This window comes from Paenibacillus sp. FSL W8-0194 (assembly GCF_037969745.1).
Taxonomy (GTDB): domain Bacteria; phylum Bacillota; class Bacilli; order Paenibacillales; family Paenibacillaceae; genus Paenibacillus_AQ; species Paenibacillus_AQ cookii.
The window spans coordinates 2,112,993-2,132,267 of sequence record NZ_CP150205.1; the positions used below are offsets into that span (position 1 = coordinate 2,112,993).

Here is a 19,275-nt window from a genome sequence, read left to right on the forward strand (position 1 = left end):
TGATAACATACTTACATAGAACTATTTTCAGCACACCATTATGGGAGACATCATAATTTGTTATAACATTGCTTACAGAGGAGGATCCTGTCATGAAAATAGAACGATTAAGCTCAGATAAGATACGGATTTTCCTCACGTTCGACGATTTGAGTGAGCGAGGAATTCAGAAGGAAGACATGTGGAAGGAACTTCCCAAAGTCCACGAGCTGTTCACCGAAATGATGGATCAGGCCTACAATGAACTCGGTTTTGACGCAACCGGACCGCTCGCCGTGGAAGTTTTTGCCCTTCCCGCTCAAGGCATGGTCGTCATCGTGACCCGCGGAAAATATGATTATCAGCACTACAGCCACTTAGGGGAAGATGAGCTCCCCGAGGAAGTGTACGAAATGGAAGTCACTTTGGAGCAAAGCGACACCATCGTTTACGCGTTCGGCGATTTTGAAGTGCTGATCGAAGCAGCGCATGTTCTTGGCGGTCACATCACCGAGGAAGGCCGTCTTTATCATTATAGAGATAAATGGATTTTGTTTATCGATCCGGACAACGTCGATTCCGGCAAGCTTCCTTCGCTGATCGCCGTTTTGGCGGAATTCGGGGAAGCCGCTTCCTATACGGAAGCGGTCCTCGAAGAATACGGCAAGGTGGTTATGCCGGAAAAAGCCATTGCAACGATCCGTGAACATTTCAAAAGACAGGACTAAAGCTTGTCATCCCATGGGCATTCCTTTGCTTCATGGGATGAATTGCGTTTAATTCATACGGTATTTTAATCAGAAAAAGGGGGAAAAACGGTGCTTTGGTTTTCGGTTATAGCTTCGGCGTTGGCGCCGGGTCTCGCCCTTTTGACGTATTTTTACCTGAAGGACAGATATGAGCAGGAACCACTCATGATGGTCGTCAAAGTGTTCGTGCTCGGTTTTTTGATCGTCGTGCCGGTGATGATTATCCAGCGGGGGATGACCGGCGGGTTTGGCGGCAATCCATACGTGGAGTCCTTTGTCATATCGTCTTTCGTCGAGGAATTTCTGAAATGGTTCGTGCTGTACCATATGATCTACAACCATACCGAGTTCGACGAGCCTTATGACGGCATCGTATACGCGGTGGCGATCTCGCTCGGTTTTGCGACCGTCGAAAACGTCATGTACGCCTGGTACAGCCACGCATCGATCGGCGCGATGTTCCTCAGGGCGCTGCTCCCGGTTTCCGGACACGCGATGTTCGGCGTCATGATGGGGTATTACCTCGGCCGGGCCCGTTTTTCCGAAGGCGCGAAAGCCAAACGTTTTCTGGTGTATTCCATGGTTATTCCGTGGTTCTGGCACGGCGTGTACGACCTGATTTTGGCGACCATGACTCAATATTGGATTTGGTTCATCGTTCCGCTGATGGCCTTTTTATGGTACGGAGGCATGGGGAAGGTCACCCGGGCCAACAACCGCTCTCCTTTCCGTTTCCTTAAACGCGAGGAAGAGGTTAATATGTGACGAAAATGGGCACACTTGATCCTATGAACTTCCATTTCTGGAAATTTATTTGATCGGGGGGTGCTTTTTTTTGCGCGTAAAAGTGACGATCGTGTGCAAGCAGTGCGGAGAGCGCTTTGTTTTGCGGGGCAAAAGGGATCGGGGCCGGATCGAGACCGGATTTAAGCAATGCCTTTGCAACAACAAAAACCATTTCGACATCGAAGAGCTCCCGCTTTAACCGGCACAGAAAAATGGCGCTTACCGCTGCCAATTGATGCATAAGACTCCTTTCTTCTTGTCAAACTAACAGCAGCAACCAGTAGAGTGATCCATCAGCCGTTATGAAAGCGAAAAGCTTGGTTTGATCGGTTCAGCTGAAGAAAGGAGACTTAAAGCAATTATGTACAAGCGGTTAAGCGCTGTTTTGTTTCCCATCGTGACTCTCCTGATGATCGGCGCATTTGTGTGGGGGTACCAGGAGAACCAGGAAAAAAACTCGATTTTGATTAAAGCCGAAAACCAATATCAGCGTGCGTTCCACAACTTGTCTTACCACATGGACCGGCTCCACAGCGAGCTTGGCAACACGCTGGCCGTCAGCTCTTCCTCCAATGCGATGCACCGCAAAGGGCTTATCAACGTCTGGAGGCTGACGAGCGAAGCCCAAAACGAGATCAACCAGCTTCCGCTGACGATGCTCCCGTTCAATAAAACCGAGGACTTCTTGTCCCGGATTTCGAACTTCTCGTATCAGACGTCGATGCGCAATCTCGAAAAGGAACCGCTCAGCAACGAAGAACTGCAAAACCTGAAAGTGTTGTACAAAAACTCCGGCGAGATCACCAAACATCTGCAAGACGTCCAAAGCAAGGTGATCAGCAACCGCCTGCGCTGGATGGACGTGGAAAGCGCCATGGCGTCCGAAGAGAAGCAGATGGACAACACGATCATCGACGGCTTCAAAACCGTCGACAAGCGCGTCGGCGAATACCCGGAATTAAACTGGGGCCCGGCCGTATCGAGCATCTACGACAAACGGTCCGTCAAAATGCTTTCCGGCACGGCGGTATCGCAGGAAGACATCAAACGCAAAGCGGTTAAGTTCGCGGATGCCGGTGCGGGAGCGTCCGTCCAGGTAACCGAAAACGGCAAGGGAACGGACTGGGAATCGTACACCGCAACCGTGAAGGCAAAAAATCTGCCGGCCGTCGTTTCGATGGATTTTACGAAAAAGGGCGGGCTTCTGATCAGCTACCACGACAACCGCAAAATCGGACACAAGGCGGTGACGATGGAGCAGGCCAAAGCAAACGCCGACCAGTTCCTCAGCAAAAAGGGTTACAAAGGCATGACGGCCGTCACCGCCGACCAATACGGGAATATGGGGAACCTGACCTATGTGAGCACGCAGGACGGCGTCCTGATCTATCCTGAAAAAATCACGGTTCGCGTCGGTTTGGACAACGGCGAAGTGACGGGGTTCCAGGCCAGCGATTACGTTTATGAGCATAAAGAGGGCAAGCGCAACTTGGCAAAACCGAAAATGGGCATCGCCGAAATCCGAAAAAAATTGAATCCGGAATTCAAGGAAACCTATCACCGGCTGGCGCTCATCAAGGACGATTTGGGCAAGGAAACGCTTTGCTACGAAATCGGGGGCAACATCAACGGTTCAAGATACCGGATGTACCTGGACGCGAATGACGGGTCCGAAAAAATGGTGGAGGAGCTGAAATCCTCCGACCGCCAGGCTGCAGTCCGGTAAAATAGACTTTTATACCCGCCTAACGAAGGGGCCTTTTGAGAAAAAAGGCTCCTTTTTTGCTGAAATAATACGCGTACCTGAGACAAAAGACATGGTATAATCAGGGCATGCGGTACATTTTTAAGTTGGCGGTGAACGTTTTTGTATCCGAAAATTAATGACTTATTGATGATTAGCGTAGATTCGGGAGACGAAAAAGAAACGAGGGTGGAATATAAATCCAGAATCGCCGACATGGACGAGGACTCGATTCTCATCGAAGTTCCGATCCGGGAAGGAGGAGGGCAGCTTAAAAAGCTGTTCGTCGGGGACGAGCTGTCCATCTATTTTATGACCGACGGCGGCGTCAAGAACTACTTCAATTCCTATGTGACCGGGTTCAAGCAGGACGTGATCCGGATGGTGAGGATCCGAAAGCCCGACCCCGACTCGATCGGCAAAATCCAGCGGCGCAGCTTTTTGCGGGTAAACGGAGAACTCGAGGTGGCCGTCAGGATGGATAACGACCGGCGTTTCCTGACCCATACCGACGATATCGGGGGAGGCGGAATATCTTTTTACTGCGAACCGGAACATCGCGTGGCGGAAGGGGACAGGATGTCCTGCTGGGTGCTGGTGCCCTATAAAAACGGAAGCCTTGAGCATGTGCCGTTCGAAGGCGAAATCGTCAGGATCAAAGCGCTGGATAACGGCCGCAAAATCGTCATGGCCAAATTCACGACGATCGCGGACATCGAACGGCAGAAGCTGATCAGATACTGCTTCGAACGCCAACTTGACTTCAGGCGGTAAGCCCTGTTTGCAAGATAAGCAAGATCCTGAATAAAACGGGCCGTTTCCGGACACAGTAATAGGAAAAATCCGGGAGACTTGCCATGATGAACGAAAAAGAACAAGTTGAGCATTATGTGCGGCTGTTCGAACGGCTGTGCGAACAAACGGGGAAATGGACGAAAATTTTGCTCGTTTTTTTGATCGCCGCGCTCGTCTTTTTTCAGGCCGCTCTGCACATCCATTCCCTTCGTCCGCTGATTTCTCCGGTGGACCGATTGGACGGAATACCGATAAAAGAGCGAAATGTAAAGGATTGGCATCCATGAACCGAAGGGTGTTTTTTGCATCAGTGTAGGTTGTGTGGTATAATTTTCACAGCGCAGGCAATGCCTGCTTTTTTCTTGAGTGATCGAAGAGGCGTTAGCTCGGGCTGAAGCCGCTTTTGGATCGCAGGGGGAGTCGGGCTGGCAAGCCGCGTTCCCGCCGCTCTATAACATTTCTTATGCTTATGATTTGAGGAGGAATGCCCCTTTGAGTAGGCAGGGGACGGAGAACAACATGAAGATCAATATCGCGATTGATGGACCTGCCGGGGCGGGAAAAAGCACGATTGCTCGATTGGTGGCCAAAGAGCTGTCCTACATATATGTGGATACCGGCGCGATGTACCGGGCCGTGACCTGGTATATGCTGAAGCATGGAATCAAGCCGGAATCTTCGGCGGAAGTGCTGCGTCATGCCCAAGCGTTGGAGATCGAACTTCTTCCGGGGGCCGACGGGCAAAAGGTGCTGGTGGACGGCCAAGACGTGACGGGGTTCATACGCTCGCTCGAAGTCAACGGCACGGTATCGCAATACGCGCAAATCGAAGGGCTTCGCAAGCATTTGGTAGCACTGCAGCAGCAGATGGCTGCCCGCAAAGGCGTGGTCATGGACGGAAGGGACATCGGGACGACGGTTCTGCCGGACGCCGAACTGAAGATTTTCATGACGGCCAGCGTGAAGGAACGTGCGCTCCGCCGATTCAAAGAGTTGAGTGATGCGCAGGGCTTGACCTTGGAGCAGCTGGAAAAGGATATTTCCGAACGCGATCGTTTGGACGCAGAACGCGAAATTTCGCCGCTGCGCTGCGCGGATGACGCTATCGTGCTGGATACGACGCATATGGACATCCCTCAGGTCGTCGACACGATCGTTTCCTATTGCAAAGCGCAAACGAACTCTTAAGGATGGGGAGAAGGAAGCATGTTTTATGAGTTTTGCCGGGGGCTTTTGCGGGGGATTTTCGCCGTGGCTTACCGTCTTGAGGCAACGGGGGATGAGAACATCCCGAAGGAAGGCGGAGTGCTGCTCTGCTCGAACCATATCAGCGTCCTGGACCCGATCACGGTGGGCATCAGAATCAAGCGTAAAATCAAATTCATGGCCAAGGCCGAGCTGTTTAAGGTGCCCGTGCTCGGACCGATCATCACGAAGCTGGGTGCGTTTCCGGTCAAACGCGGAGGCGTCAGCAAGGAATCGATCAAAACATCCCTCACCATTTTGCGTAACGGCGAAATGATGGGCATTTTCCCGGAAGGCACGCGACATTCCGATAGCGGAGCGGCCAAAAAGGGCGCAGCGACTTTTGCTCTGCGAAGCGGGGCTGCAGTCGTGCCTGTCGCCATTGTCGGCGATTACAAGCTTTTCCGGAAAATGAGAGTGATATACGGCGCTCCGTTGGATTTAACCGAATTCAAGGAAATGGAGTCCGGGGAAGCGGTGGAAGCGGTCACGGACAATATCATGTCGCGCATCCGCGAGATGCAGAAGACCGGGAAGCCGACGGTGAAGTAAGCGCCGGTGCATGAATGCAAGCACTTATTGGAAAGATATGATCACAACTGTTTTCAAGTTTTGAACTCTGCGTCAGCAGGTTTGAATAAATGGTTTTTTTGAATTGAGGAGGGTATTGACATGTCGGAAGAAACAAAAAATCAAGAAGCAGAAGTAACTCAGGAGGAAATGGACCAAATCGTATCCTTGAAAAAAGGGGACACCGTAAAAGGTTCGATCGTCAAGCTGGAAGATAACCAAGCTTATGTAAGCATTGGATATAAATACGACGGTGTGATCCCGATCCGCGAACTGTCTTCGGTTCATCTGGACAACGCGTCGGACGCGGTTCAGATCGGACAGGAGGTAGAATGCAAAGTGGTCAGCATCGATGACGAAAAAGAAAAACTCGTTCTTTCCAAACGCGCGATCGACAGCGAAAACGCTTGGGAAGAGCTCGAAAAACACTTTGAAGCGCAAGACGTGTTCGAAGTCACCGTGGCTGACGTCGTGAAAGGCGGATTGGTTGCGGACGTGGGCGTGCGCGGATTCATTCCGGCTTCCATGGTAGAGCGTCATTTCGTTGAAGATTTCAGCGACTACAAAGGACGCACGCTGCGCGTGAAGGTGAAAGAAATCGACCGCGAGAACAACAAGGTGATCCTTTCCCAAAAAGACGTGCTCGACGAAGAATTCGAAGCCAACAAACTGAAAGTGATGTCCGAACTTCAAGAAGGCCAAGAGCTTGAAGGTACGGTACAGCGCTTGACCCAATTCGGCGCATTCGTTGACGTAGGCGGCGTAGACGGACTGGTTCACGTGTCCGAAATGGCATGGAACCATGTCGAAAAACCTTCCGACGTCGTATCCGAAGGGGATAAAGTCAAAGTCAAAGTTCTGAAAGTAGACCCTGAAAAAGGAAAAATCAGCCTCAGCATGAAAGCGGCTCAGCCTGGTCCTTGGGATACTGCTGCAGAAAAATTCCATACAGGCGATGTGGTAACAGGCGAAGTCAAACGTCTGGTGACCTTCGGTGCATTTGTTGAGCTTGCTCCAGGAGTCGAAGGACTTGTTCATATTTCCCAAATTTCTCATAAACACATCGGCACCCCGCATGAAGTCCTGAAAGAAGGACAAGAAGTTCAAGTGAAAATCCTTGACATCAACACCGCTGAAAAACGCGTGAGCCTCAGCATCAAGGAAACGGAAGAAGCTCCGGCTCCTGCTCCTAAAGCGGACAGACCGGCAAAAAGCGGCGGAAACCACAAGGATGAGCTTAAAGACAATCCTAACGTATCTCTGAGCAACCAAGGTCTCAGCATTACGCTTGGGGAACGTTTTGGAGACAAACTGAGCAAGTTCAAGTGATGACCACCGTCTCGGAAGCAAAAAAACGGCGAACCCTTCATCGGGTTCGCTTTTTTGCTTTCATGTCATGCGCAAAAATGTATAATAAACAGGTTCAATGGCGCATGGAATCCTGTTTCTACGGGAAAATAGGATTAATAAGACGATCCGTCCATGAAAGGTTAGCCAAAATAAGCGTTTTTTGCTATGATGATTATCGTAAGTATTGACAGGAGGAGTGAATATGGCAAGACCCGTAGTAGCTATCGTTGGCAGGCCTAACGTTGGTAAATCAACCATTTTCAATCGATTGATCGGCGACCGGCTGGCCATCGTGGAAGATAAACCGGGTATTACCCGCGACCGGATTTATGGGGTATCCGAATGGAACGGCAAAGCGTTCAGCGTCATCGATACCGGGGGGATCGAAATCGACGGCGATGACGTCATTTTGAAATCCATCCGCATGCAGGCCGAGCTTGCAATCGAGGAAGCGGATGTGATCGTGTTCATGTGCGACGCCAAAAGCGGGGTCACGCAATCGGACGAAGAAGTGGCCCAAATTTTGTTCCGCTCCGGAAAGCCGATCGTGCTCGCCGTGAACAAGGTGGATAACCTCAGCCGCCATGACGAAATTTATGAGTTTTACAGCCTTGGATTCGGCGACCCGATCGCGATCTCCGGCAGCCACGGAACAGGCATCGGCGATTTGCTTGATGCGATCGTCGATATATTGCCCGATCTTAGCGACGACGACTACGACGAGGACGTCATCCGCGTTGCGCTGATCGGACGTCCCAACGTGGGCAAATCTTCTCTCGTCAATGCCATTCTGGGCGAGGAACGCGTCATCGTCAGCGATATCGCGGGCACGACAAGGGATGCGATCGACACGCCGTTTGAAAAGGACGGGCAGCGTTACGTCCTGATCGATACGGCGGGGATGCGCAAACGCGGCAAAGTATACGAGACGACGGAAAAATACAGCGTCATGCGGGCCATGCGCGCCATCGAACGGGCGGACGTCGTGTTGATCGTCATCAACGGCGAGGAAGGCATCATCGATCAGGACAAGCATATTGCCGGTTACGCGTATGAAGCGGGCAAAGCATCCATTTTCGTCGTCAACAAATGGGATGTCGTCGAGAAGGACGACAAAACGATGCACCAGTTCGAGAAAAAGATCCGGGATCATTTTCTCTTCATGACGTATGCACCGATCGTGTTTTTGTCCGCCAAAACGAAGTCTCGCCTGCATAAGCTGCTGCCCGTCGTCCAGCATGTGGCCCAGCAGCATTCTCTTCGCGTGCAGACGCATCTGCTTAACGACGTCGTTTCCGATGCGGTCGCGATCAACCCTCCTCCGACGGATAAAGGAAGGCGTTTGCGCATTAACTATGTCACCCAGGTGGCCGTCAAGCCGCCGACCATGGTTGTATTTGTTAATGATCCTGAGCTGATGCATTTCTCCTATGAACGGTATTTGGAGAATAAAATACGGGGGGCGTTCGATTTTGAAGGGACCCCGATCAGGATCTTTACGCGGCGCAAATCGGATGAAAGTTAGGGGAGAATAGTTTGACATTACAGATCATCGCCATTGTACTGAGTTATTTGCTCGGCTCCGTCAGTTTCAGCGTCGTGCTGGCCAAACTTCTGAAAGGGATCGATATCCGCCAGCATGGAAGCGGAAATGCGGGAGCTACCAACACGCTGAGAATTTTGGGAAAAGGGCCGGCCATTGCCGTCCTGCTGCTTGACGTATTGAAGGGCATCGGCGCCATTTGGCTGGGCAAGTGGCTTGGGGGAGGAAACGAATGGATTCCCGCCCTCTGCGGCCTGGCTGCCATCGTCGGCCATAACTGGCCCGTGTACTTCCGTTTCCGCGGCGGCAAAGGGATCGCCACCACGATCGGCATTATGGCAACGCTCTGCTTTTTCCCGGCATTGTGCGCGGGAATCATCGCCATTTTATTGATCGTGTTTACGCGTTACGTTTCGCTCGGTTCGCTTGTATTCGTGGCGCTGACTCCTATTTCTCTGTTAGTCTTTGGTTTGATCCAAGGTTTCGACTGGCCGATTTTCTGGTCCAGTTTGGTCATTTGTTTGTTTGCCTTCTGGAGACACCGCAGCAATATCGTAAAGATCGTTCAAGGACGGGAAAACAAAATTGGCTCCGGAGGTTCCAAAGGGGGAAAGGGCATTGTCAAATAAGATAGCCGTACTGGTTGCGGGAAGCTGGGGCACCGCCCTGGCCAGCGTTCTCGCCTGCAATCACCCGAACGTGGTGATCTGGAGCCGCAGCAGCGAGCAGGTACGGGAAATCAACGAGAAGCATATGAACAGCCGGTATTTGCCTGACGCCGCGCTGCCGGCCAACCTGAAAGCGACAACGGATCTCGAAGAGGCCGTCAAGGATGCGGGGGCGGTGCTGATCGTGGCCCCGTCCAAAGCGATGCGCGAAGTGGCGCGGTCGCTGAAGGCGTATTGGCGCAAAGACATGCTGTGCATCCACGCGACGAAAGGGTTCGAAACCGAAACGCTGAAGCGGATGTCGACGGTCATTTCCGAAGAGCTTGGCATCGAAGAGGGCGACGTTGTCGTTCTATCGGGGCCGAGCCACGCGGAGGAAGTTATCCGCCGCTGCCCGACGACGGTCGTAGTGGCCTCCCTCAACCAAAAGGCCGCGGCCGCGGCGCAATATTTGTTCATGAACGCCGACTTCCGCGTGTATACCAACAGGGACATGTTAGGCGTCGAATTGGCCGGGGCGCTCAAAAACATCATTGCGCTCGGGGCCGGCATGTCCGACGGGCTTGGTTACGGCGACAATGCAAAAGCGGCGCTGCTGACGCGGGGGCTTGCGGAGATCACCCGGATCGGCGTCGAACTGGGAGCCAACCCGCTTACGTTTTCGGGGCTTGCCGGGGTCGGTGACCTGGTGGTTACTGCGACCAGCCGTCACAGCCGGAACTGGCGGGCAGGCTCGATGCTTGGCCAAGGGAAAAAGGTCGACGAAGTCCTGAACTCCATGGGCATGGTCGTAGAAGGGATCCGCACGACGCAAGCGGCCCACACGATCTCCGCCAAATACGGCGTGCAAATGCCGATCGCGGAGCAGCTGTACCAAGTGCTGTTTGAGAACAAAGATCCCCGCATCGCCGTCGAAGCCCTGATGGGCCGCGACCCGAAGACGGAAATGGAAGCCATGAAGCTCGAAACCTGGGAGCAGTGGCATAGCTGATCTTTTCACCTTTCAGGGCCAATCCTCATATATATAAGTTGAGGACTGTCGGAGGAGGGGAGAAGATGAGCAAAAATTTCCCGAAAGATGTGCTGAACGTCGTCAACAAGAAATCCGGTAAGCGCATCTCGGAAAGCCAGGTTAAGAAATTAGCCAGTACCGTAAAACCGTCCACGATGCAAAACGAGACCCAGCTCCGCCAACTGATCAAGCAAGTGTCCGCGATGGCCAACGTTCCGGTCAGCGAAGAGACGATCCAGGACATCGTGAGCGCGGTCAAAAAAAGCGGCATGAACCCGCAAAACATGGAATCGTTGATGAAATTAATGATGAAGAAATAAATCGGGTTACCCAAAATCAAAGGGCAATAAGCCTTTGAAGCCTTAAGCTTCAAGGACTTTATGCTCTTTTTTTCAGATGTCGATTTTACGTAACCCTTTTCGCTAAAAATGCGGACAAGTTTCATGCTATAATACGTCTATATATCAAGAAATGGAGAGTCAGCCTATGGATCCGATGACAAAAATGTGGGTCTCCCTGATTGCCATCCTGATCATGGGATTATCCGTGTTTTTAATTACGTTTGCCCGCACGAAAACAACCGGCATTCTTCGCGGCGCTTTATCTTTTGTGGCGTTTATTTTTATGGTGGTGGGATTTCTCGGAGGAGTGGCGGCGTTGATATGAACCCGTTCCGCATTTTTTTTGACAAAAAAAAGCCGGCAAACGAAGAGACGGTTGAACCGGAACAACGCGCAACCGCGGCTTCCGGGGAAGCCACCATGCAGCTGAAAGGACGGACGATCGAAAAAACGGTCGTGCCCGAACCGGGAAAAACGATCCTTCAGCATGCAAAGGACCATGAAATCGACTGGCAGCATATGTGCCGCCGCGGCACGTGCGCCCGCTGCAGATGTCAGGTCGTGGAGGGAGCGGAGCTGCTCGAAGAGCCGACGGAAGCCGAACTTCGGCGCCTCGACCCGGAAGAATTCGACGAAGGTTTCCGCCTTGGATGCCAGGCGGTCGTAAGATCCCCGGGAAAAATCGTAGCGCGGAACAAAACTTATTTTTAAACGGATGGTTGGATAGGAGAGTGGGACATGCAGGTTTCATCCGAACTACATCATGCGCTGCAGCAGTTATCTGAACGGTTCGGGCAAGCCGGGAATTGCTGGCTGGTCGGCGGAAGCTGCGGACTTCTGCTCCAGAACGTGCGTCTTGACGCGATGCCCCGGGATATCGACGTCTATGCGGATGATGTCCGCGTAAGCCGGCTTCACGGCCTGCTGAACGACTTGGCCGTCGACGAACCCGAAGTGAGCCGGACGGATACATATCACTCCACCCTCAGCCATTATAAGCTGGGCGATTATTTGATGGAACTGGTCGGCAGCTTTAAGGTTCATGCGTCGGGGAGCCGCTATGAGGTTCTGGTGGAAAAACTTTTGCTCCCGGAAGCCAAAACGGCTGAGATCGGAGGCTTTTCCATTCCCCTGATGCCGCTTGGACATGAATTGGTGTTTAACGTGCTTAGGGAGCGTCCCGACCGGTATCAAGCGATCGCCGCAACGATGGCAACGGATTTGGGGAGCCATATGCCGCTGCTCCGCCGCATTTTCGAAACCTGCCGGCTGTCGCGCAAGCATGCGGTGCAAATCGAAAAACTGCTCGGCTTAAGCGGAGACGGCAGCCATTTTCGCGTCGCGCCCGAGGAGCCGTTGCATGATGAAGCATGAAATTACGTTTAAGCCTTCGGGCAAAAAGACGGCCGTAAGCCCCGGCACGACGGTGCTGGAGGCTTCCCGCCGGGCGGGTGCCCCTATTCCGACGCGCTGCGGCGGCAAAATGGGCTGCCTCATGTGCAAAATCGAAGTGGACGATCAAGCCAAAGAGCAGCTGTCTCCCCCGTCGGAGGCGGAAAGCCGGAAGCTTGGTTCGTTGATCCATACAGGGATAAGGCTGGCCTGCCAGTCGAAAATTGAAGGAGCGGTGACCGTCACCATACCTGAAGACAAGCTGAAGGCCGCGATCCGCAAACAGCTGGAGGCGGCGCGGCAGCGGGATCAGGAAGACCTTTGGTGATGCCTGCCCGATTTGACATTTTCACGACATAAAGGATGATGATTGTGACTCAGGCTCATTTCGCCAAACGTTCCGGTACCCTCCGGAAAGCCGCGGCCGCCATCATGGCGGTTTTGCTTGCGGTCAGCTTGTCCGGATGTTTGTACCCGGATGAGAAAAAAAACGAAAACAGTGTGTCGTATCGCGAAAGCGTCAAACGCATCCAGTCCGCGATCGACGATTATCAAAAAGAAAAAGGTCTGCTGCCGATATTGAACGCGGACCAGGACACGCCGAAATACGAGAAATTCCGGATCGACCTGGATAAGCTGCAAAAAGAGGGATTCATCGATGAAATCCCGTCGACGGCCTTCGAGAAGGGCGGAAGCGCCTACTTCCTCATTCAGGACGAAGAAACGAAACCTACGGTCAAAGTGATGGATCTGATCACGGTCCAAAAAGTCAACGACGTACAGCGTCTCGTCAACCAATACAAGATTGCGCACGACGGGAAGCTCCCTGCCGGCGACGAAGTTTATCCGGATATTCATGCGGTGGACCCTTCGCTTGCAGGTTTGAAGGATATCGGTTTGAAAAGCGTCTATTCCGGCCAGGAGGTCCGTTTTATCATGGACCGGGCAGGCACGGTTTACGTCGACTACGCATTCGATATGATGCAGCTGATCGATAAGCAAGGCCTCAAGCCGACCCAAGAGGAGGATTTGCGGGAAGAGCTGGTGAAAGCATCGGAATACGTTCCCGTCAAATCGCTGCCGTACCGATGGTCCGGGGATGCGCCGGTAGCCGTCGCGCCCGGATCCTCGTCCAAATAACCCCATAGATTCCTATAGCCGTTGTTCCAAGCGATCCGCTTGCGAAGAGCGGCTTTTTGCATTTTTCGAGGAGGGCTTCAGAAAATCTTCTTTTAGCGGCGCTCCACGCTTTGTTTTCGCAAAATAAGTTACATAGATGGACGGCAAGGCGCATATAACTGGAAAGGATGACGAGGCCGGGCAAAGCTCGGGATCTATGGAATGGGCTAAAGAGCGGCGGAAATCGGGCGTGAACGGGCTTTAGAACACTCTCTATAGGTTAAGAGATTTTGCAAAATACCCGTCATATTGTTTTTCATAGGTACATAATATGATACTAGTCCAAATGCCTAAAGCGAGTATCGCCGCTTTGCCGTTCCAATCCGATTCTGACCCCGGCGGCGGACTACTGACGACATTGTATGGCTCCATTCCGTTGCAATGGCTCGAGGCTTCAGATGGAACACGAAGCGGGATGCTCTTAAGCATTTTTCCTTCGGAGTAAATGAGGAGGGGATCTCTTTTGGAAAAAGTGGACATTTTTAAAGACATTGCCGAACGCACCGGCGGGGACATTTACCTGGGTGTGGTCGGCGCGGTCCGAACAGGCAAATCAACGTTCATCAAGCGGTTCATGGAAACCATCGTGCTTCCGAACATCGCAAGCGAAGCCGACCGGGCACGAGCCGTGGATGAACTGCCGCAAAGCGCGGCCGGCAAAACCATCATGACGACGGAACCGAAATTCGTGCCGAACAATGCAGTGCAAATCAAGGTAACCGAGGGACTGGAGGTCAACGTCCGCCTGGTGGACTGCGTAGGCTACGCGGTTGAGGGGGCAAAAGGGTACGAGGATGAAAACGGTCCGCGCATGATCTCCACCCCTTGGTTCGAGGAGCCGATTCCGTTTCAGGAAGCGGCTGAAATCGGAACGCGCAAAGTCATCCAGGAGCATTCGACGCTTGGCGTGGTGGTCACCACCGACGGAACCATCGCGGAAATCCCGCGCAGCTCCTACGTGGAAGCCGAGGAACGCGTCATCGCCGAGCTGAAGGAAGTAGGCAAGCCGTTCGTGCTCGTCATCAACTCGACCCGTCCGCGCAGCGAAGAAACGCTGCAGCTGCGCAACGAACTGGCCGACAAATACGACATCCCGGTCATGGCCCTCAGCGCGGCGACGATGACGGAGGACGACGTGACAGGCGTGCTGCGCGAAGTGCTTTACGAATTCCCCGTGCATGAAGTCAACGTCAATCTGCCGAGCTGGGTGATGGTGCTGAACGAAAAGCACTGGCTCCGGAGCAACTATGAAAATTCGGTCCGCGATACGGTCAAGGACATCCGCCGTTTGCGCGACGTGGACCGCGTCGTGTCCCAATTCATGGATTACGAATTCATCCAGCGCGCCGCGCTCAGCGGCATGAACATGGGGCAGGGCGTGGCGGAAATCGACTTGTTCGCGCCGGATGAATTGTATGACCAAATCCTGATGGAAGTGGTCGGCGTCGAAATCCGCGGCAAGGATCATCTGCTCCAGCTGATGCAGGAATTCTCCCATGCCAAACGCGAATACGACCGGTTCGCGGAAGCGCTTGAAATGGTGAAAACAACCGGTTACGGCATCGCCGCGCCGTCCCTTGCGGAAATGTCGTTGGATGAGCCTGAGCTTATTCGTCAGGGAACCCGTTTCGGCGTGAGGCTGAAAGCGACGGCGCCTTCGATCCACATGATCCGGGTCGACGTCGAATCCGAGTTCTCCCCGATCATCGGCACGGAAAAGCAAAGCGAGGAGCTTGTGCGCTACCTCATCCAGGATTTCGAAAACGACCCGATCAAAATTTGGGATTCGGACATCTTCGGACGTTCCCTGCACTCGATCGTGCGCGAAGGCATTCAAGGCAAGATCGCCATGATGCCGGACAATGCGCGATACAAGCTGCAGGAAACGCTGGGCAGAATCATCAACGAGGGATCGGGCGGCCTGATCGCCATCATTCTGTAACGCTGCATGCGAAACCCCGCCGGCGGAGCCATCCGCCGGCGGGGTTTTTTGCGTTCGTTTGCAGGATTAAACCGGTCGATATTCCCAGCCGCGCCAGCATTTTTTAACTTCATCATACCGATGAGAAAAGCGGTTTTAGTCGAATTTTGCAAAAATATGGCGTAAATAATTAAAAACCTATTTACATACTTGGTTTTAGGCCTTATATTATGTATAACATTTTCACATTGTAGAGAGTTGAAGGGGGAAAGAACCGATGCGATTCGGTAGAAAAAGAAATGCGGCATTGCTCTCATTATTCCTGGTTTTGGCTTTACTGGCAAGCGCCTGCGGGCAAAAAAACGCATCGACCGTCGGCGGCGAAGCGGACGCTGCCGGCAATGCGGACAAGCCTTTGGCAGGCAAACGCGTGGCGCTCATCATGGAATTCAACACAGGCACGTTCTCGCAGCAGTACGTGCAGGGCGTCACCGAGGAAGTCGAAAAATTCGGGGGCAAGCTGACGAAATTCGTTGCGGGCAACGACAAGGCCAAGATGGCATCCTTGCTCGATTCCGCCATTACCCAGCGTTTTGACCTGATCCTGACGGACCATGGCGATCAGCTCTTGCAGCCGGGCGTTCAGAAGGCGGTGTCCCAGAAGATCCCCGTCGTCGTCTTCGACGCCGACGTCCACGTGGCGGGCGCTACGACCTTGTCCCAGGACGACCGGAAAATGGCCGAGCTGACGCTGGAACAAATGAAAAAAGACATCGGCGGCAAAGGCAATATCGTCAAGGTGTGGGTCGCCGGCTTCGCGCCGATGGAACGCCGTCAGACGGCATACAGCAAATTCATGCAGGAAAACCCGGACATCAAAGAGATCGCGACGTTCGGCACGGCCCAAAATCCGGCCCTTGATACGCAAACGCAAATGGAAGCCATTCTGAAGCAGTATCCGAAAGGCCAAATTTCGGCCGTTTGGACCGCCTGGGACGAATTCGCCAAAGGGGCCGCCCGCGCGATCCAGCAAGCCGGACGCGACGAAATCAAAGTATACGGCATCGATATGAGCGACGAAGATTTGCAGATGATCCAGGATCCGAAAAATCCTTGGGTCGCCTCCGCCGCGGTGGATCCGAAGGACATCGGGCGCATCCAGGTCAGATACGGATACCAAAAGCTGCATGGCGACAAAACCGAGGACGAAGTGGTGCTGGAGCCGGTTTACGTATCCCGCGACGCTTTGCCTCAAGAGCAAATTTCGACGACGGAGCTGTCCAAATACGTGAAAGGCTGGGGCGAAAGCAAGCAAGGCCTTGCGGATTGGATGGCGGAATACGGCAAGTAATGGCTGAACGTCAAGCCAGGGCTTCATGCTGAAAGGCCGTGCTTAGGCACGGTCTTTTCAATCATATGAGGATGATCCACAGTCCTTGAGCGAACAAAGGAGGGGCCGCTTTGACAGCTTCATACCAATTGGAAATGAAAAAGATCACCAAGCAATTCGGCGGCGTTCCGGCCCTGAACGCGGTGGATTTTACGGCAAAGGGAGGGCAAATCCATGCGCTCCTCGGCGCTAACGGGGCGGGGAAAAGCACGCTGATGAAAATCCTTTCCGGGGCCTACCGGGCGGACGGCGGGGACATAGCCGCGGATGGCAAGACGCTCCGGATCGCCTCTCCCGCCGACGCGAAAAAAAGCGGGATCCACTGCGTCTACCAGGAGGTGGATTCGGCTCTGGTGCCGCAGCTGACGGTCGCGGAAAACGTGATGCTGGACGCGCTTGCCTCCAAGGAATCGGGCCTTTGGATCCGGACCGGGGACCGGGCGAAGCGGGCGAAAAGCGTTTTATCCCGTCTTGGGGCGGACATCGACGTGAATCGGAAGGTCGCGGAACTCAGCCTTGCGCAAAAGCAAATCGTGCTGCTGGCCCGCATCGTGGCGCAGGACGCCAAGGCGATCATTTTCGACGAGCCGACTGCTCCGCTCAGCGACGGCGAATGCAGAGCGCTGTTCAGAATCATGCATGAATTAAAAGATAGCGGCGTGGCTTGCATCTTCATTACGCATCGGCTCCCCGAGGTGCTGGAGCATGCGGACTGGGTGACGGTCATGAGGGACGGGCAGAAGGTCCACTCCGGGCCCGCGTCCGACATCAGCGCCGAAGGCATCATCGGCCATATGCTCGGCAAAACGTTCGAGGAGGAATTTCCGAAACGGGAGACGAAGATCGGCGAACCGCTGCTTAAAGCCGAAGGAATCCGGAGGGGCTACAAAGTCCGCGGGGCGGATCTCGAGGTGCGAAGCGGCGAGGTGCTCGCGGTCGTCGGTCTCGTCGGCGCGGGCAAAACGGAGTTTGCCCGGATACTGGGCGGTGCGGACAAGCATGAAGAGGGCCGGATCGAGATGCGCGGGAAAAAGCTGTCGTTCCGGCAGCCCGCGGACGCGGTCAAGGCCGGGATCGTGCTGGTGCCCGAGGAGCGGCGCAAGCAGGGCATTTTCATTCATCAGTCCGTCGATTTGAATCTGACGCTGCCCATTCTCGACCGGGTGAGCCGTTTCGGCTTCGTTTCCCTCAAAAAAGAAAAGCGCCTCAGCTCGGACATCGCGCGTTCGCTTGGCGTCAAAGCGGCTTCGGGCGATCAGCTTGCCCTCTATTTAAGCGGCGGCAACCAGCAAAAGCTGGCCATCGGCAAATGGCTTGAAAGCGGCGCCGAAGTATTCATTTTCGACGAGCCGACCAAAGGCGTGGACATCGGGGCGAAAAGCGATATTTTCCGCATCATCGGCGACCTCGCGGCAGCGGGGAAAGGCATCATCTATTTTACTTGCGAATTGGCTGAAGGGCTCGGGATCGGCGACCGGATCGCGGTCATGGCGGACGGCGCGGTCAGCAAGGTGTTCAAGCGCGGCGAAGCCACGCAGGCCCGGCTTTTATATTACGCCAGCGGAGGCATGGAGGAAGATTATGAAGGATAAATTGCTGCATTACGCGTTCCGTTACGGGGCGGTTGTCGTCATTATCGGGGTGATCGCCTTTTTTTCGTTCCGGCTCCCCTACTTTTTTACCTACGGCAACTTAAGCGATATTTTGGGCTCCATCACGATCGTGACGTTCGTCGCCATCGGCGTGACGCTTTCCCTGGTCGTGGACGGCTTCGATTTGTCGGTGGGCTCCACCGTCTCTCTGACGACCGTAGGAGCCGCTTCGCTGATGATCTGGTACCAGCAGCCCGTTTACGTCGTGATCATCGTCTCTTTGCTTGCAGGGGCGCTTATCGGCCTGCTGAACGCTTTGCTGATCGTTAAACTGCGGATACCGGATTTGCTGGCGACCCTTGCGGTGATGTACATCGTCGGCGGCATCCACAAAACCTATGCGCAGGGCTACAACATCTATAATCATATGGAATTTCCCGACGGCACCAAGGCTCCCGGGGAAATGAGCGCCGCTTTCCTTCAGCTGGGGCAGGGGAAGTGGTTCGGCATCCCGATCTCCGCCGTTTTGTTGATCATTGCCGTGGCGGCGGCCCATATTTTCCTGACGCGCACGAAATACGGCAGGCAAATGTACGTCACCGGCGGCAACGAGGAGGCGGCGCGTCTTTCCGGGATCAAGGTGAACAAAGTCCGCACCCTCGCCTACGTTGCATCGGGCATTTTTGCGGCCATCGGCGGCATTTTGTATGCGTCGCGCGTCGGCTCGGGGCAAATCGACGCAGGTTCGCCGCTGCTGATGGAATCCGTCGCCGCCGTCTTCGTCGGCTTCTCGGTTTTTGGCGCGGGAAAGCCGAACGTCATCGGCACCTTCATCGGCTCCGTGCTGATCGGCGTGCTTGTCAACGGCTTGACGATGATGAACATGCAGTATTTTACGCATGACATTATCAAAGGAACGGTGCTTGTGCTGGCGCTTGCCGTCACTTTTTATGTTTTGAACCGTTCCAAAGCTTAAAACTCTTGAAATTATAATGGCGCTGTATTACTATAAGTTTGTC

General features: G+C 53.7%; 22 protein-coding genes. 21 read left to right on the forward strand and 1 reads right to left on the reverse strand.

The annotated features are described in order from the left end of the window. Positions 1 to 92: 92 nt before the first annotated feature. Both MKY58_RS09330 and prsW read left to right on the forward strand, forming a co-directional pair. On the forward strand, positions 93 to 707 hold the full coding sequence (locus tag MKY58_RS09330) for a genetic competence negative regulator (RefSeq protein ID WP_339324299.1): 615 nt from the start codon (positions 93 to 95) through the stop codon (positions 705 to 707). A 90-nt stretch (positions 708 to 797) separates the two neighbouring features. After that, on the forward strand, positions 798 to 1,493 hold the full coding sequence (gene prsW / locus MKY58_RS09335; protein ID WP_339324300.1) for a glutamic-type intramembrane protease PrsW: 696 nt from the start codon (positions 798 to 800) through the stop codon (positions 1,491 to 1,493). Here prsW and MKY58_RS09340 read toward each other — a convergent pair. Further along, positions 1,483 to 1,755, reverse strand: a complete 273-nt coding sequence (locus tag MKY58_RS09340; protein ID WP_339325267.1) for a hypothetical protein — start codon at positions 1,753 to 1,755, stop codon at positions 1,483 to 1,485. The genes prsW and MKY58_RS09340 overlap by 11 nt on opposite strands. 120 nt (positions 1,756 to 1,875) lie before the next feature. Between MKY58_RS09340 and ypeB the strand changes: the two genes are divergently transcribed. From ypeB to MKY58_RS09435, 19 genes are all read left to right on the forward strand, one after another. Next, on the forward strand, positions 1,876 to 3,240 hold the full coding sequence (gene ypeB / locus MKY58_RS09345) for a germination protein YpeB (RefSeq protein WP_339324301.1): 1,365 nt from the start codon (positions 1,876 to 1,878) through the stop codon (positions 3,238 to 3,240). 141 nt (positions 3,241 to 3,381) lie between these two features. Continuing rightward, a complete protein-coding gene (locus tag MKY58_RS09350; RefSeq protein WP_339324302.1) occupies positions 3,382 to 4,032 on the forward strand; it encodes a flagellar brake protein in 651 nt (216 codons plus the stop codon). Between the two features lie 83 nt (positions 4,033 to 4,115). Then, on the forward strand, positions 4,116 to 4,340 hold the full coding sequence (locus MKY58_RS09355; protein ID WP_339324303.1) for a hypothetical protein: 225 nt from the start codon (positions 4,116 to 4,118) through the stop codon (positions 4,338 to 4,340). Positions 4,341 to 4,545: 205 nt separating this feature from the next. Continuing rightward, complete coding sequence (gene cmk, locus MKY58_RS09360; protein ID WP_339324304.1) at positions 4,546 to 5,241, forward strand: (d)CMP kinase; 696 nt, start codon at positions 4,546 to 4,548, stop codon at positions 5,239 to 5,241. A gap of 18 nt (positions 5,242 to 5,259) precedes the next feature. Further along, on the forward strand, positions 5,260 to 5,850 hold the full coding sequence (locus MKY58_RS09365) for a lysophospholipid acyltransferase family protein (RefSeq protein WP_339324305.1): 591 nt from the start codon (positions 5,260 to 5,262) through the stop codon (positions 5,848 to 5,850). Positions 5,851 to 5,970: 120 nt separating this feature from the next. Continuing rightward, positions 5,971 to 7,197, forward strand: a complete 1,227-nt coding sequence (gene rpsA, locus MKY58_RS09370) for a 30S ribosomal protein S1 (protein WP_036709977.1) — start codon at positions 5,971 to 5,973, stop codon at positions 7,195 to 7,197. Positions 7,198 to 7,420: 223 nt separating this feature from the next. After that, positions 7,421 to 8,743: a ribosome biogenesis GTPase Der gene (gene der / locus MKY58_RS09375; protein ID WP_036709982.1), complete on the forward strand. Its 1,323-nt coding sequence runs from the start codon at positions 7,421 to 7,423 to the stop codon at positions 8,741 to 8,743. A gap of 11 nt (positions 8,744 to 8,754) precedes the next feature. Beyond that, positions 8,755 to 9,390 (forward strand): glycerol-3-phosphate 1-O-acyltransferase PlsY, encoded by a 636-nt coding sequence (gene plsY / locus MKY58_RS09380; RefSeq protein ID WP_339324306.1) that lies wholly within the window; start codon positions 8,755 to 8,757, stop codon positions 9,388 to 9,390. Beyond that, the gene (locus MKY58_RS09385) at positions 9,380 to 10,420 is read left to right on the forward strand and encodes an NAD(P)H-dependent glycerol-3-phosphate dehydrogenase (RefSeq protein ID WP_339324307.1); all 1,041 of its coding nucleotides are present in this window, start codon (positions 9,380 to 9,382) and stop codon (positions 10,418 to 10,420) included. The genes plsY and MKY58_RS09385 overlap by 11 nt, the downstream gene beginning before the upstream one ends. A gap of 65 nt (positions 10,421 to 10,485) precedes the next feature. After that, positions 10,486 to 10,761, forward strand: a complete 276-nt coding sequence (locus MKY58_RS09390) for a stage VI sporulation protein F (protein ID WP_036709992.1) — start codon at positions 10,486 to 10,488, stop codon at positions 10,759 to 10,761. Between the two features lie 166 nt (positions 10,762 to 10,927). Continuing rightward, entirely contained in the window at positions 10,928 to 11,107 is a 180-nt protein-coding gene (locus MKY58_RS09395) for a DUF2768 family protein (protein WP_339324308.1), read from the forward strand. Beyond that, on the forward strand, positions 11,104 to 11,493 hold the full coding sequence (locus MKY58_RS09400) for a 2Fe-2S iron-sulfur cluster-binding protein (RefSeq protein ID WP_339324309.1): 390 nt from the start codon (positions 11,104 to 11,106) through the stop codon (positions 11,491 to 11,493). Before MKY58_RS09395 ends, MKY58_RS09400 begins: the two co-directional genes overlap by 4 nt. 27 nt (positions 11,494 to 11,520) lie before the next feature. Continuing rightward, entirely contained in the window at positions 11,521 to 12,156 is a 636-nt protein-coding gene (locus MKY58_RS09405) for a hypothetical protein (protein ID WP_339324310.1), read from the forward strand. After that, on the forward strand, positions 12,146 to 12,502 hold the full coding sequence (locus MKY58_RS09410; RefSeq protein WP_339325098.1) for a 2Fe-2S iron-sulfur cluster-binding protein: 357 nt from the start codon (positions 12,146 to 12,148) through the stop codon (positions 12,500 to 12,502). Before MKY58_RS09405 ends, MKY58_RS09410 begins: the two co-directional genes overlap by 11 nt. 44 nt (positions 12,503 to 12,546) lie before the next feature. Beyond that, positions 12,547 to 13,314 carry a hypothetical protein gene (locus MKY58_RS09415; RefSeq protein WP_339324311.1) on the forward strand — a complete coding sequence of 256 codons (768 nt, stop codon included), beginning with the start codon at positions 12,547 to 12,549 and terminating at the stop codon, positions 13,312 to 13,314. Between the two features lie 502 nt (positions 13,315 to 13,816). After that, the gene (gene spoIVA, locus MKY58_RS09420; RefSeq protein WP_036710007.1) at positions 13,817 to 15,295 is read left to right on the forward strand and encodes a stage IV sporulation protein A; all 1,479 of its coding nucleotides are present in this window, start codon (positions 13,817 to 13,819) and stop codon (positions 15,293 to 15,295) included. Positions 15,296 to 15,551: 256 nt separating this feature from the next. Further along, positions 15,552 to 16,625, forward strand: a complete 1,074-nt coding sequence (locus MKY58_RS09425; RefSeq protein ID WP_212946833.1) for a sugar ABC transporter substrate-binding protein — start codon at positions 15,552 to 15,554, stop codon at positions 16,623 to 16,625. 134 nt (positions 16,626 to 16,759) lie between these two features. Then, positions 16,760 to 18,256, forward strand: a complete 1,497-nt coding sequence (locus MKY58_RS09430; protein WP_339325099.1) for a sugar ABC transporter ATP-binding protein — start codon at positions 16,760 to 16,762, stop codon at positions 18,254 to 18,256. Beyond that, a complete protein-coding gene (locus tag MKY58_RS09435) occupies positions 18,246 to 19,232 on the forward strand; it encodes an ABC transporter permease (RefSeq protein WP_339324312.1) in 987 nt (328 codons plus the stop codon). The genes MKY58_RS09430 and MKY58_RS09435 overlap by 11 nt, the downstream gene beginning before the upstream one ends. The last annotated feature ends 43 nt before the right edge of the window (positions 19,233 to 19,275 follow it).